The sequence below is a fragment of the Streptomyces hokutonensis genome (assembly GCF_000376565.1).
GTDB classification, from domain to species: Bacteria; Actinomycetota; Actinomycetes; order Streptomycetales; family Streptomycetaceae; genus Streptomyces; species Streptomyces hokutonensis.
The window spans coordinates 79,087-92,367 of record NZ_BARG01000011.1 but is presented as its reverse complement, the minus strand read 5'-3'; the positions used below and the strand labels follow the sequence as shown (position 1 = coordinate 92,367).

The window sequence follows — 13,281 nt, the reverse complement described above, 5'->3', positions numbered from 1 at the left end:
GCCGAAGTGCCCATCCCCGCAAGGCAAATCGGGTGGATGGGGCTCGGCGGGACTTAGTCGCCCACTTCGCCGTACGCGGCGAGGAGAACGGCCGGGTCGGGGCCCTCCAGGACCGTCGGCTTGGCGAGGCCGTCGAGGACGATGAAGCGGAGCAGGTCGCCGCGGGACTTCTTGTCGACCTTCATGGTCTCCAGGAGCTTGGGCCACTGGTCGTAGCGGTAGCTGAGCGGGAGACCCACCGATTCGAGGACCGTGCGGTGACGGTCGGCCGTCGCGTCGTCCAACCGGCCCGCGAGACGGCCCAGTTCGGCCGCGAAGTGCATGCCTACGGCCACCGCGGCGCCGTGCCGCCACTTGTAGCGCTCGTTCTTCTCGATGGCGTGCGCGAGGGTGTGGCCGTAGTTGAGGATCTCGCGCAGGCCCGACTCCTTGAGGTCGGCCGAGACGACCTCGGCCTTGACCTTGATGGAGCGCTCGATCAGCTCGGCGGTGTGCGGGCCCGCCGGGGTGCGCGCGGCCTCCGGATCGGACTCGATGAGGTCGAGGATCACGGGGTCGGCGATGAAGCCGGCCTTGATGATCTCGGCGAGCCCGGAGACGTAGTCGTTGACCGGGAGGGAGTCCAGCGCGGCGAGGTCGCAGAGCACGCCGGCCGGCGGGTGGAAGGAGCCCACCAGGTTCTTGCCCTCGGCGGTGTTGATGCCGGTCTTGCCGCCGACCGCCGCGTCCACCATCGCAAGCACGGTCGTCGGTACGGCGATCCAGCGGACCCCGCGCAGCCAGGTCGCGGCGACGAACCCGGCCAGGTCGGTGGTGGAGCCGCCACCGACGCCGACGATGACGTCGGAGCGGGTGAACCCGGACTGTCCCAGCGCCTTCCAGCAGTAGGCGGCGACCTCCGCGGTCTTGGCCTCCTCCGCGTTCGGCACCTGGATGGCGACGGCCTCGAAGCCCTGCCCCGCCAGATCGGCACGGAGCGCGTCACCGGTCTCGGCCAGCGCCTCGGGGTGGATGACGGCGACCCGCTTGGCCTTCTCTCCGACCAACCCGCCCAGCTCGCCCAGGAGTTGACGGCCCACCAGGACCTCGTACGGGTCGCTGCCCGCCGTGCCGCCGACCTGGATCCGCGTCACTGACTCGCTCATGCTTCCTTCAACTCCAGTGCGTCCAGGACGGCTTGGGTGACCTCTTCGGGAGTGCGGCCGTCGGTGGGTACGACGGCCTGCGCGACCTCGGCGTACAAGTGGCGCCTGGCTTCCATCAGTTCGCGCCACTGCTTGCGCGGGTTGATGGCCAGCAGCGGGCGCGCCGCGTTCAGGCCGGTGCGCTTGACGGCTTCGTCCACGTCCATCGAGAGGTAGACGACCCGGTGCGCGGCGAGCAGCGCACGCGTGTCCTCGTCGAGGATCGAACCGCCGCCGAGCGCCAGGACGCCGTCGTGCTCGCCCAGGGCCCCGGCCACCGCGCGCTTCTCGATCGCACGGAAGACCGGCTCGCCCTCGTCGACGAAGATCTCCGCGATAGAGCGGCCCTCGGCGGCCACGATGTCGTCGTCGGTGTCCCGGTAGCCGACACCGAGCCGATCGGCGAGCTGCTGTCCGACGGTGGACTTGCCGACGCCCATGGGACCGACCAGGACGACCAGCGGGGTCGCGGTCACCGGATGGCCAGGTTCTCGAGGTACGAACGGACGTTGCGGCGGGTCTCGGGCACGCTGTCGCCGCCGAACTTCTCCGCGACCGCGTCCGCGAGGACGAGCGCGACCATCGCCTCGGCGACGATCCCGGCAGCCGGGACCGCGGAGACGTCGGAGCGCTGGTGGTGGGCCTGCGTGGCCTCACCGGTGACGACATCGACGGTCTGCAGGGCGCGCGGCACGGTCGCGATCGGCTTCATCGCGGCGCGCACCCGCAGCAGCTCGCCCGTGGACAGCCCGCCCTCGGTGCCGCCGGAGCGGCCGGAGACGCGCCGGATGCCCTCATCCGTGTTGACGATCTCGTCGTGCGCCTTGGAGCCCGGCACCCGCGCCAGCTCGAAGCCGTCGCCGATCTCGACGCCCTTGATGGCCTGGATGCCCATGAGGGCACCGGCCAGGCGGGCGTCCAGCTTGCGGTCCCAGTGGACGTGCGAGCCCAGGCCGACGGGGACGCCGTAGGCCAGGATCTCGACGACCCCACCCAGGGTGTCGCCGTCCTTGTGGGCCTGGTCGATCTCCGCGACCATCGCCTTCGACGCGTCCGCGTCCAGGCAGCGCACGGGGTCGGCGTCCAGCTTCTCGACATCGGCCGGCGTGGGCAGCACACCCTGCGGAGCCTTCGCCGAAGCCAGCTCGACGACGTGCGAGACGATCTCGATGCCGGCCGTCTCCTTGATGTACGACCGGGCCACGGCGCCCAGCGCGACCCGCGCCGCGGTCTCCCGTGCGGAGGCGCGCTCCAGGATCGGACGGGCCTCGTCGAAGCCGTACTTCTGCATGCCCGCGAGATCGGCGTGGCCGGGGCGCGGGCGGGTCAGCGGGGCGTTGCGGGCCAGCCCGGCGAGGATCTCCGGGTCGATGGGGTCGGCCGCCATGACCTGCTCCCACTTGGGCCACTCGGTGTTGCCGACCATGATGGCGACCGGGGAGCCGAGCGTGAGGCCGTGGCGGACGCCGCCGAGGAAGGTGACCTCGTCGCGCTCGAACTTCATGCGGGCGCCGCGTCCATAGCCGAGCCGGCGTCGGGCCAGGTGGTCCGCCACCATCTCCGTGGTGATCGGGACGCCGGCGGGAAGGCCCTCCAGCGTCGCCACGAGTGCGGGACCGTGGGACTCCCCCGCGGTCAGCCAGCGCAACCTGCTCAACGGTGCTCCTCATGCTCGCGCCCTGGTACTGCCCTGCGTACGCGTGTCCTCGCGTACGGCGTCGGCGTGACCGGGTGCGCGGCCCTGGCCCGCCGTCCCCGATCCTCCCACGTTCGGCACACGGACCTGGCCGACGGTCCAGAGAGCGGACGCCGAACGGCCGAGGTCAGATACCGGCAGCCGCTACGGAGCCCGCGTCGGCAGTCCGCAGACACCTTCTCGCGACCCGCGAGGCCAGGCGCACCAGAGCGCCCCCATGGGCACTCCGCCGGGCTCGGCGGACGACGCACCTCCGACCAACAGGGCGGACCACTTCAGCTCCCCTTACGACCCCACCCGCGCGGACGACCAGCCGCCGCGCTCGCCGACCCGCGAGGCCGCAGTGGATCCGCGCCCCCATGGCTGCTCCGCCGGGCTCCGCAGTCGGCCGGCGCCTGGTGCTCTGCGGCCGGCAGGTCGGGCCGCTTCGTCTCCCCCGTGCGAACGCGCCCGCCTCAGCGGTTGGCCAGGGCCTTCTCGCCCGCTCTGCGCATCGCGTCGACGGGGGCCGGCCGGTGGCCGGTCATCTGTTCCACCTGGAGTACGGCCTGGTGGACCAGGAGGTCGAGGCCGCTGACGACCGCGCCGCCGTAGCCGGACCAGCGGGCCGCGAGGTCGGTGGGCCAGGGGTCGTAGAGGACGTCGAAGAGGGTGGCGGGGCGCTCCGGTACGAGGGAGGAGAGGGCGTCCGTGGTGCCGGCCGGGGTGGTCGCGAAGACCAGGGGGGCGCGCAGGCCTTCCGCCGCGTCGGCCCAGTCCGCCGTACGGAGCTCCACGTCGAGCCGCTCGCCCCATTGACGCATCTCGGCGGCGCGGGCCTCGCTGCGGACGTAGGCGACGACCTCGCCGGTGCAGATCCGGGCGAGGGCGGCGAGGGCGGAGGACGCCGTGGCGCCGGCGCCGAGGATCGCGGCCGAGTCGACCTGTTCGATGCCGTGTTCGCGGAGGGCGGCGACCATGCCGGGGATGTCGGTGTTGTCGCCGACACTGCGGCCGTCCTCGGTGAACACGACCGTGTTGACCGCGTCCACAGACGCCGCTGTCTCGCTGATCTCGTCGAGCAGCGGTATGACGGCCCGCTTCAGCGGCATCGTCAGGGACAGCCCCGCCCACTCCGGCCCGAGGTCCTCGAAGAACCCCGGCAGACCGGCCTCGTCGACGTCGAAGCGGTCGTAGGACCAGCCGTCGAGGCCCAGCTCCCCGTATGCCGCGCGATGCAGCACCGGGGAGAGGGAGTGGGCGATGGGTGAACCGAGCACGGCGGCCCGGCGGGCGTCAGTTGCCCGTGGTGGCATTGAACTTGTCCTTGAGTGACTGGAATTCGGCGTACGTCTTGGCGAATTCGGTCTTGTTCTGACCGTCGGTCGCCACGAAGTAGATCCAGCCGTCGTGGGTCGGATTCAGCGCCGCCGCCAGAGCCTCGGCACCGGGGTTGTCGATCGGTCCGGGCGGCAGGCCCTTTTGGGTGTAGGTGTTGTACGGGTCCTTGTTGCTGTTGATCTCGGACTCGCTGATACGGATGTTGCTCTGACCCTTCAGGTAATTGAAGGTCGAGTCGAATTGCAGGTAACGGTTGGTCTCGGTGTTCGTGGCCTTGAGCCGGTTGTAGACGACTTCGGCCATCTTCCGGAAGTCCTCGTGCGTCTTGCCCTCGGCCTGGACGAGGCTCGCGACCGTGATGACCTGCAGCGGACTGTCCAGCTTGAGCGCCTTGGCCTTCGCCGAGAGGTCGATCGCGTCGTAATTGTCGTTGGCCTGCGCGACCATCTGTTTGAGGACCGTTTCGGGTTTCATGCCCTTGGCGGCGCCATAGGTTCCCGGGTAGAGGAAGCCCTCCAGCGGGTCCTTGATGTTCGAGTTGTCGTTCGCCCAGTCGGGCAGTCCGAAGCTCTTGAATTCCTTCTTGGCGATGGCCTTGGTGGTACCGCTGGAAATCTGGAGTTTCTTGTCGATCGCCGCGTAGACCTGAGCGTTTCGCCAGCCGGGGGCGACGATCAGATTGTCCTGGCTCTTGGGGTCGAGCATCAGCTTGACGGCGGCCGCGGCGGACATCTCTTTCTTCAGGAGAAAGACGCCCGCCTGGATCTTCTTCCCGTCGGGATTCTGCGACTGGGCGGCGACGAACGCGTCGACGCTCTTGACGACGCCCGCCTCTTTCAGCTTCTGTCCGATGTCCGAGCCGAAGGCGCCCTTGGGGATGGTGACGCTGACCGAACCGGTGCCGTCGCCCGCGTAGTCGGGCGCCGAGCCGAAACGGTTCTGGTAGAAGTGCCAGCCGAAATAGCCGACGCCGGCCAGGCCGCCGCCGAACACCAGGACGACGACCAGGCAGGCGCAGCCGTTGCGGCGCTTCTTCTCCTTGCCGCCTTTGCCCTTGCCCTTGCCGCCCTTGCCGCGTCGGCGGCCGTCCTCCGGCTCGTCGTCGGCCTCGTCCTCGTCGTCGCCGCCACCCGCGAAGAACGCGTGTTCGCCTTCATCGGGTCCCGGGTCCCAGTCGACCTGCTCCGGTTCGGGTTCCGTGCGGCGCTTGCCGGGCGGCTCCGGCGGCGGGAACGCGTCGGGCGTGCCGTAGAGATCGGGCTGCTGTTCGCCGTAGGCGGCGGCCTGTTGTCCGTACGGGTCGCCCGGGTCGGCCGCGTAGGGGACCTGGGCATGCGTGCCCATACCGTCCCAGCCACCCTGCTGGTACTGCTGCTGCTGACCGGCGTACTGCTGATGACTCTGATCGGCGTACTGCTGCTGGTCGTTGTACTGCTGCTGGTCGCCGTACTGCTGGTGCTGATCCGGGTACTGCGGGTGGCCCTGTTCGTCGTAGACCTGGTACTGCTGCTGCGCCTGACCGTAGTCGGCCTGCTGGCCGTGACCCCAGTCGCCGTACTGCTGCGGCTGCTGCGGCTGTTCCGGATAGTGCTGCTGCTGGCCGTCGTACGAAGACTGCTGGCCCACGTGGGCCTGCTGGCCTTCCCATCCGATGTCCCCGAACAACGGGTCCTCCGGATGCCACGGTTCGGAGCCTGGGCCCCGGCCATACTCAGTCATCGATCCCCTAGAGCCGCGAGGCGGCGGTCGCGGCGCTTGGGGCTCCGGCTCCCGTCCCGCCTCTTGCTGTGCCATGGCTGTTCGAACACCATCGCATCGCGCGGAACGTTACCGTATCGCGATCAGATGACCACTTCGACGCCCTCGCCGGGTGGTTTACCTGACACCCGTTCGGATTCCAACGCCTGCTGGAGGATGATCACAGCGGCTGCCTGGTCGATGACCGAGCGGCCCTTCTTGGACGTGACGCCCGAGGCGCGCAGTCCCTGACTGGCCGTCACTGTGGTCATCCGTTCGTCCAACAGTCTGACCGGTACCGGGGCGATGCCCCTGGCCAGCTCCTGGGCGAAGGCCCGGACCTTCATGGCGGCCGGTCCCTCGCCGCCCTTGAGGGAGCGGGGGAGGCCGACGACGACTTCGACCGGTTCGTACTCCTCGACGAGCTGCCTCAGCCGGCGGTGGGCCGCCGGGATGTCGCGGCCGGGGACCGTCTCGACGGGAGTGGCGAGGATCCCGTCGGGGTCGCACGAGGCGACCCCGATGCGGGCGTCCCCGACGTCGAGCGCGAGCCGACGTCCTCTTCTCATATTTTCGGCCGCTTCTTACTTCGCCGTGTCGGCGACGAGGCGTTCGACGGCGTCGACGGCCTCGCCGACGGCGGCCGGGTTCTGACCGCCGCCCTGGGCGACGTCCGGCTTGCCGCCACCGCCGCCGCCGAGGGTCTTGGCGGCGGCGCGGACCAGGTCACCGGCCTTGAGACCGCGCTCGCGGGCGGCCTCGTTGGTGGCGATGACGGTCAGCGGCTTGCCGTTGTTGACCGTGAACAGGGCTACGACGGCGGCCCGTCCGCCCTGGATGCGGCCGCGCACGTCGAGGACCAGCTTGCGCAGGTCGTCCGGGGTGGTGCCGTCCGGGACCTGGCCGGTGACTACGGCGATGCCGTGCACGTCCTTGGCGGACTCGACGAGACCGGCGGCGGCCTGGAGCACCTTCTCGGCGCGGAACTTCTCGATCTCCTTCTCGGCGTCCTTCAGCTTGCCGAGCATGGCGGAGACCTTCTCCGGAAGCTCCTCCGGGCGTCCCTTCATCAGCTCCTGGAGCTGGGCGACGACCGTGTGCTCCCGGGCGAGGAAGTTGTACGCGTCCACACCGACGAGCGCTTCGATACGGCGGACTCCGGAGCCGATCGACGACTCGCCGAGCAGCTTCACCAGGCCCAGCTGGGAGGTGTTGTGGACGTGGGTGCCGCCGCACAGCTCCTTGGAGAAGTCGCCGATGGTGACGACGCGGACCCGCTCGCCGTACTTCTCGCCGAACTCGGCGATGGCGCCCTGCTTCTTGGCCTCGTCGAGGCTGAGGATCTCGGCGTGCACGTCCAGGTCGCGGGCGAGCACCTCGTTGATCTTCTGCTCGACGTCGGTCATCACGGCGGTGGGAACCGCGGACGGCGAACCGAAGTCGAAGCGGAAGCGGCCCGGCTGGTTCTCGGAACCGGCCTGCGCGGCCGTCGGACCGAGGGCGTCGCGCAGCGCCTGGTGGGTGAGGTGGGTGGCCGAGTGGGCGCGGGCGATGGCGGTACGGCGGCGGACGTCGATCGAGGCCTCGGCCTTGGCGCCGACGGTGACCTCGCCGAACTGGACGACGCCCTTGTGGACGTAGACCCCGGGGACCGGCTTCTGGCAGTCGCGGATCTCGATCACCGCGCCGGACTCGACCTTGATGCGGCCGGTGTCGCCGATCTGGCCGCCGCCCTCGGCGTAGAAGGGGGTGCGGTCGAGGACGATCTCGACCTCGTCGCCCTCGGTGGCGGCCGGGGAGGAGACGCCGTCGACGAGGATGCCGACGACGGTGGACTCGCCCACGGTGTCCGAGTAGCCGATGAAGTCGGTCTCGCCGGCCTGGTCGGCGATCGCACGGTAGGCGCCGACGCCGGCGTGGCCGGTCTTCTTGGCCTGGGCGTCGGCCTTGGCCTGGTCGCGCTGCTGCTTCATCAGGCGCCGGAAGCCGTCCTCGTCCACGGAAAGGCCCTGTTCGGCGGCCATTTCGAGGGTGAGGTCGATCGGGAAGCCCCAGGTGTCGTGGAGCAGGAACGCCTTGTCGCCGGCGAGGACCTTGCCGCCGCTCTCCTTCGTGTCGGAGATGGCGGTGTCGAGGATGTTGGTGCCGGCCTTCAGCGTCTTCACGAAGGCGGCCTCCTCGGCGAGGGCCACGGTCTCGATGCGCTGGCGGTCGGTGACGAGCTCCGGGTACTGCTGGCCCATCATCGCGATGACCGTGTCGATGAGGTCCTTGACGACCAGGCCGGTGGCGCCGAGCAGTCGCATGTTGCGGATGGCGCGGCGCATGATCCGGCGCAGGACATAGCCGCGGCCCTCGTTGCCGGGGGTCACGCCGTCGCCGATGAGCATCACCGACGTACGCATGTGGTCGGTGACCACGCGCAGGGAGACGTCGGACTCGTGCGAGTCGCCGTACTCGACGCCGGTCAGCTCGGTGGCCTTCTTGATGACGGCCATCGAGGTGTCGATCTCGTACATGTTCTGCACGCCCTGCAGGATCATCGCGAGGCGTTCCAGACCGAGGCCCGTGTCGATGTTCTTGCTGGGCAGCTCGCCGAGGATCTCGAAGTCCTCCTTGCCGATGCCCTCGCCGCGCTCGTACTGCATGAAGACCAGGTTCCAGATCTCCACGTACCGCTCGTCGTTGACGGCCGGGCCACCCTCGACGCCGAACTCGGGGCCGCGGTCGTAGTTGATCTCGGAGCACGGGCCGCAGGGTCCGGGGACGCCCATCGACCAGTAGTTGTCCTTCTTGCCCAGGCGCTGGATGCGTTCGGCCGGGACGCCGATCTTGTCACGCCAGATGGTCTCGGCCTCGTCGTCGTCGAGGTAGACCGTGATCCACAGCCGCTCGGGGTCGAGGCCGTAACCGCCCTTGTCCTGGGGCGAGGTCAGCAGCTCCCAGGCGTAGGTGATGGCGCCTTCCTTGAAGTAGTCGCCGAAGGAGAAGTTGCCGCACATCTGGAAGAACGTGCCGTGCCGGGTGGTCTTGCCGACCTCTTCGATGTCCGGCGTGCGCACGCACTTCTGCACGCTGGTGGCGCGCGGCCACGGCGGCTTGACCTCGCCGAGGAAGTACGGCTTGAAGGGGACCATGCCGGCGGGGACCAGGAGCAGAGTCGGGTCGTCCGCGATGAGCGACGCCGAGGGGACAACGGTGTGGCCGCGCTCCTCGTAGAAGCTCAGCCAGCGGCGGCGGATTTCAGCCGACTCCATCAGTGGTCCTCATTCCGGTTGTACGAGTACGTCGTCCTGTCGTTGCTTTCGACGGACCTTGGGTTCGTGCGGTTCTCGATGGCGATGTGCTGCCTGGGCGCCGGGAGTTCGGGGTCGACCGGGGCGTTGATCCCCAGCGCGTCGCCGAGTTCGGCCTCCCGCTGGGCCATGCCCGCGCGGACGTCGAGCGCGAAGCCCACCGCGCTGTCCTTGAGCCGGTGCCCGGCTTCGAGCGCCTTGTTGGCCGCGGAGACGGCCAGGTGCTCGGGGGTCAGCTGCTTCAGCTTGCGATTGACCTTGGTGGTCGCCCAGACACCGGCGGCCACGCCCGTGCCGAACCAGAACGTACGGCGGAACATCGCTCGGTCAGTCCTTCTTCCGGGTGCGTTTGCCCCGCCGTCCGGCCGGGACGGTACGGCCCACGATCACCGTACGACGGGACGCCCCCGACGGCGCGGGCACGTCCTCGCGTCGCCCGCCCAGGGCCCGGCGGACGCCGTAGCCGAAGGCCGCGACCTTGACGAGGGGACCGCCGAAGGTGGAGGCGACGGTGGTGGACAGGGCGGAGGCGTTCGACGTGACTTCCTGGACGTCGGAGGCGATCGCGTCGACCCGGTCGATCTGGGTCTGCGCCGAGCGCACCGCCGCGGAGGCGTCCGCAAGGAGCGGGACGGCCTGGTCGGTGACGTCCGCGACGAGCTTGGTGGTCGCCTTGAGCGTCTGGGCCAGCCTCACCAGTGCGACGGCGAGGAAGGAGACCAGGATCGCCCAGAAGACGGCCACCAGGATCCCGGCCACCTCTCCACCGGACACCTGACACCCTCTCTCACAAACACCTGTAGATAACTGGTCCCGAGCCTATCGCGCCGGGGGTGGCGCTCCGTACCGCATTCCCGCCCCGCGCGCAGTGGAGTTGGGTGAAGCGATTGTACGGACTGAACACGGTTCAGTACGCTCCGTGTTCCATGCGAGCTTCCCATGGCGGCGACGCCACCGCGGACGGCAATCTGCCCCTCGAACCCGACCGGTTCGTGGGCCGCTCGGCCGAACTCACCGAACTGGCACGGGCGCTCGACGCCTCCCGCCTGGTCACGGTGACCGGGCCCGGCGGGGTCGGCAAGTCCCGGCTCGCGGCCCGTGCGGCGGCCCGGGCCGCTCCCCCGGACGGCGTGTGGCGGGTGGAGCTGGCCCCGGTGCGCGATCCGGAACTCGTGGACTTCGCGGTCGTGGAGGCACTGGGGCTTACGGATCACACCACGCGGCTGCCGCGTGAGGCGCTGCTCGCCCATCTGGCGGGGCGTCAACTCCTGTTGGTGCTGGACGGGTTCGAGCATCTGGTGGAGGTGTGTGCCCCGCTGGTGGCCGAGTTGGTGGGGCGGGTACCGGGGCTGCGGGTGCTGGCGGTGGGGCGGCGGCCGCTGGAGCTGGCGGGTGAGCGGGTGGTGGCGCTGGCGCCGCTGGGTGAGGGCGAGGCGACGGAGCTGTTGGCCGAGCGGGCCGCGCAGCAGGGGGTCGTCCTCGGCGAAGAGGACGCGGACGTACGGGAGTTGTGCCGGCGGCTGGACGGGATTCCGCTCGCCGTGGAGCTGGCGGCGGGGCGGCTGCGGGCCCTGTCGCCCGGGGAGTTGCTGGCGCGGTTCGACGACCGGTTCCGGCTGCTGGCCGGCGGGCGCCGGGACGCGTTGCCCCGGCATCAGACGCTGCGGACGGCGATCGGCTGGAGCCATGAACTGTGCACCCCCGAGGAGCGGTTGCTGTGGGCGCGGCTCTCCGTGTTCGCCGGGCGCTTCGACCTCGAGGCCGCCGAGTACGTCTGCGGCGGCGAGGGACTCCCCTCGGACGGCGTCCTCGACGTGCTCTCCGAACTCCTCGCGCAGTCCGTGGTCGTCCGTGAGTTGACGGCGACGGGTGTGCGCTACCGGATGCTCGACACGATCCGGGCCTACGGCGCCGACTGGCTGGAGGCGACCGGGGACGCGGCCCGGCTGCGGCGCAGGCACCGTGACTGGTATCTGGGGCTTGCCACTTGGTGCGAGCTGGACTGGTTCTCGCCGCGTCAGGGCGAGGTCGCCGCGCGCGTGGAGGCGGAGCTGCCGAATCTGCGCGGCGCCCTGGAGTACTGCCTGACCGAGCCGGACGAGACGCATCTGGGCCAGTACCTCGCGGGCTCCCTGTGGTTCTACTGGGCGGGCTGCGGGCGGCTCTCGGAGGGCCGGCACTGGCTGGAGCAGGCCGTACAGCTCGACTCCGACAACGACCAGTCGCGGCTGAAGGCCCTGTGGGTGCTCGGCTATGTGGCGATCCTCCAGGGCGACACCGTGCCCGCGCTGGCCGCGCTCCAGGAGTGCCGCGAGGAGGCGGACCAGGCCGCGAACCCCACCGCGGTGGCGTATGCCGAACACCGCACCGGCTGCCTGGCGTTGGTCACGGACGACATGCCGCGCGCGGAGACCCTGCTGCGCTCGGCGCTCGACCGCTATCAGCAGATCGGCGAGCTGAACAGCAACGTCCTGATGGGCCAGGTCGAGCTGGCGATGGCCCGGGCCTTCCAGGGCGATCTGGCGGACGCGGTGAAGCTGTGCGAGGACGTACGGCGGGTGTGCGAGGACCACGGCGAGCGGTGGACCCGTTCCTACGCGCTGTACGTTCTGGCCTACGTCGCCTGGAGCGAGGGCCGACTACCGCTCGCCCGCGACCTGTTGGCGGACTGTCTGGGCAGCGCGCACGGTTTCCGCGATCTCCTGGGCTCGGTGCTGGCGGTCGAACTGCTGGCCCTCGTCACGGCGGCGGAGGGCGACGCCGCCGAGGCCGCGCTGCTGCAGGGCGCGGCGGGCGGGATGTGGCCGTCGGTGGGGCTGCCGCTGTTCGGTTCGGCGTACTACAACGCCCCGCACGAACTGTGCGAGGCGATGGCCCGGGAGCGACTGGGCGACGGGCCGTACGAGGAGCGCGTACGCGAGGGCGCGCGGCTCGGCCGGGAGGCCGCCGTGGCGCGGGCGCTGGGGCCGCGGCAGGCCCTCGACGCCGTACCGGTGCCGCGGGGGCCCGTACGGCCTGCTCCGATGGGCGTGGACATGCGAAAGCCCGCCGCCTCGCCCACCCGGAAGGGCGGGGAGACGGCGGGCTGACGTGGTGCAGGTGGTGCTACGTCCGTGAGGTGATCAGCGGGCGTAGTACTCGACGACGAGCTGCTCGTCGCAGATCACCGGGATCTCCTTGCGGTTCGGCTCGCGGTCCAGGCGGAACGCCAGGGCGCCGAGGTTCACCTGGAGGTAGCGCGGGGTCTCGCCGTCGGGGGCGAAGCCACCGGCGCGGGAGACCTCGAACAGGGTCTTGCTGCGGCTGCGCTCGCGGACCATGACGACGTCGTCCGGCTTGACGCGGAAGGACGGCTTGTCGACCTTCTGGCCGTTGACCTCGATGTGGCCGTGAACGACCATCTGGCGGGCCTGGTAGATCGTGCGGGCGATGCCCGAACGCAGGACCAGGGCGTCGAGACGACGCTCCAGCTCGATGATCAGAGCCTCACCGGTCTTGCCCTGGACCTTGGAGGCACGCTCGTAGGCGCGGACGAGCTGGCGCTCGGACACGTCGTACTGCGCGCGCAGACGCTGCTTCTCCAGCAGACGGACCTTGTAGTCCGAGTTCTGCTTGCGGCCACGACCGTGCTCACCCGGCGGGTAGGGACGGGCCTCGAAGTACTTGACGGCCTTCGGGGTCAGCGCGATGCCGAGGGCACGCGACTTCTTGACCTTGGGGCGGGACTGGTTCGCCACGATGTCTCTTTCCTGGTTATCGGCTTGTCAGGGTGGTGAGAGAGGTCGCATCCGCAGCCGGGGAGACCCGCCGGATCCCTTGCGGGACCTGGTGGGCAGCCGCTCCCCTGATCTGGGCACTACGTGCAGCACGCGAGTGGCCCACCGACCGATTCCGTCCTGCGACGGATGGTGGTGGGCTGCCCGCGACACCATTCGAACGGTGCGCGACGCTCCTGGAGCCGGTCCGAAAACCGGGTCCTCTGACTGGCTCCGGCTGACCGTCCCGTTCTGACAGCACGGAACACAGCACTTCGGGGGATTCTACAGGG

At 70.2% G+C, this 13,281-nt stretch carries 11 protein-coding genes; 1 reads left to right on the top strand and 10 read right to left on the bottom strand.

Features of this window, described 5'->3' with window-relative positions:
• Positions 1–53 precede the first annotated feature (53 nt).
• The 9 genes from aroB to SSP08S_RS04525 all read right to left on the bottom strand — a co-directional run bounded on the left by aroB (position 54) and on the right by SSP08S_RS04525 (position 10,007).
• On the bottom strand, positions 54–1,145 hold the full coding sequence (aroB, locus tag SSP08S_RS04565) for a 3-dehydroquinate synthase (RefSeq protein ID WP_019066391.1): 1,092 nt from the start codon (positions 1,143–1,145) through the stop codon (positions 54–56).
• Positions 1,142–1,660 carry a shikimate kinase gene (locus SSP08S_RS04560; RefSeq protein ID WP_019066390.1) on the bottom strand — a complete coding sequence of 173 codons (519 nt, stop codon included), beginning with the start codon at positions 1,658–1,660 and terminating at the stop codon, positions 1,142–1,144. The genes aroB and SSP08S_RS04560 overlap by 4 nt, the downstream gene beginning before the upstream one ends.
• Positions 1,657–2,841, bottom strand: a complete 1,185-nt coding sequence (aroC, locus tag SSP08S_RS04555; RefSeq protein WP_026178175.1) for a chorismate synthase — start codon at positions 2,839–2,841, stop codon at positions 1,657–1,659. Before aroC ends, SSP08S_RS04560 begins: the two co-directional genes overlap by 4 nt.
• A 494-nt stretch (positions 2,842–3,335) precedes the next feature.
• Complete coding sequence (locus SSP08S_RS04550) at positions 3,336–4,175, bottom strand: shikimate dehydrogenase (protein ID WP_026178174.1); 840 nt, start codon at positions 4,173–4,175, stop codon at positions 3,336–3,338.
• Positions 4,156–5,919, bottom strand: a complete 1,764-nt coding sequence (gene mltG / locus SSP08S_RS04545; protein ID WP_078532338.1) for an endolytic transglycosylase MltG — start codon at positions 5,917–5,919, stop codon at positions 4,156–4,158. Before mltG ends, SSP08S_RS04550 begins: the two co-directional genes overlap by 20 nt.
• 122 nt (positions 5,920–6,041) lie before the next feature.
• Positions 6,042–6,506: a Holliday junction resolvase RuvX gene (gene ruvX / locus SSP08S_RS04540; protein WP_019066386.1), complete on the bottom strand. Its 465-nt coding sequence runs from the start codon at positions 6,504–6,506 to the stop codon at positions 6,042–6,044.
• A 15-nt stretch (positions 6,507–6,521) separates the two neighbouring features.
• Positions 6,522–9,194, bottom strand: a complete 2,673-nt coding sequence (alaS, locus tag SSP08S_RS04535; protein ID WP_019066385.1) for an alanine--tRNA ligase — start codon at positions 9,192–9,194, stop codon at positions 6,522–6,524.
• A complete protein-coding gene (locus tag SSP08S_RS04530) occupies positions 9,194–9,553 on the bottom strand; it encodes a hypothetical protein (protein WP_019066384.1) in 360 nt (119 codons plus the stop codon). The genes alaS and SSP08S_RS04530 overlap by 1 nt, the downstream gene beginning before the upstream one ends.
• A 7-nt stretch (positions 9,554–9,560) precedes the next feature.
• Positions 9,561–10,007 (bottom strand): DUF948 domain-containing protein, encoded by a 447-nt coding sequence (locus SSP08S_RS04525; protein ID WP_063739143.1) that lies wholly within the window; start codon positions 10,005–10,007, stop codon positions 9,561–9,563.
• A 152-nt stretch (positions 10,008–10,159) separates the two neighbouring features.
• Between SSP08S_RS04525 and SSP08S_RS04520 the strand changes: the two genes are divergently transcribed.
• Positions 10,160–12,322 (top strand): ATP-binding protein, encoded by a 2,163-nt coding sequence (locus SSP08S_RS04520; protein ID WP_019066382.1) that lies wholly within the window; start codon positions 10,160–10,162, stop codon positions 12,320–12,322.
• 33 nt (positions 12,323–12,355) lie between these two features.
• Here the strand turns inward: SSP08S_RS04520 and rpsD are convergent, their stop codons facing one another.
• Positions 12,356–12,970 (bottom strand): 30S ribosomal protein S4, encoded by a 615-nt coding sequence (gene rpsD, locus SSP08S_RS04515; RefSeq protein WP_019066381.1) that lies wholly within the window; start codon positions 12,968–12,970, stop codon positions 12,356–12,358.
• Positions 12,971–13,281 lie beyond the last annotated feature (311 nt).

What these genes read in the sequence shown, in the direction of transcription:
- ruvX (WP_019066386.1), bottom strand. Translation starts at nt 6,506, where the DNA reads ATGAGAAGAGGACGTCGGCTCGCGCTCGACGTCGGGGACGCCCGCATC.
- SSP08S_RS04530 (WP_019066384.1), bottom strand. Translation starts at nt 9,553, where the DNA reads ATGTTCCGCCGTACGTTCTGGTTCGGCACGGGCGTGGCCGCCGGTGTC.
- alaS (WP_019066385.1), bottom strand. Translation starts at nt 9,194, where the DNA reads ATGGAGTCGGCTGAAATCCGCCGCCGCTGGCTGAGCTTCTACGAGGAG.
- mltG (WP_078532338.1), bottom strand. Translation starts at nt 5,919, where the DNA reads ATGACTGAGTATGGCCGGGGCCCAGGCTCCGAACCGTGGCATCCGGAG.
- aroB (WP_019066391.1), bottom strand. Translation starts at nt 1,145, where the DNA reads ATGAGCGAGTCAGTGACGCGGATCCAGGTCGGCGGCACGGCGGGCAGC.
- SSP08S_RS04520 (WP_019066382.1), top strand. Translation starts at nt 10,160, where the DNA reads ATGCGAGCTTCCCATGGCGGCGACGCCACCGCGGACGGCAATCTGCCC.
- SSP08S_RS04550 (WP_026178174.1), bottom strand. Translation starts at nt 4,175, where the DNA reads ATGCCACCACGGGCAACTGACGCCCGCCGGGCCGCCGTGCTCGGTTCA.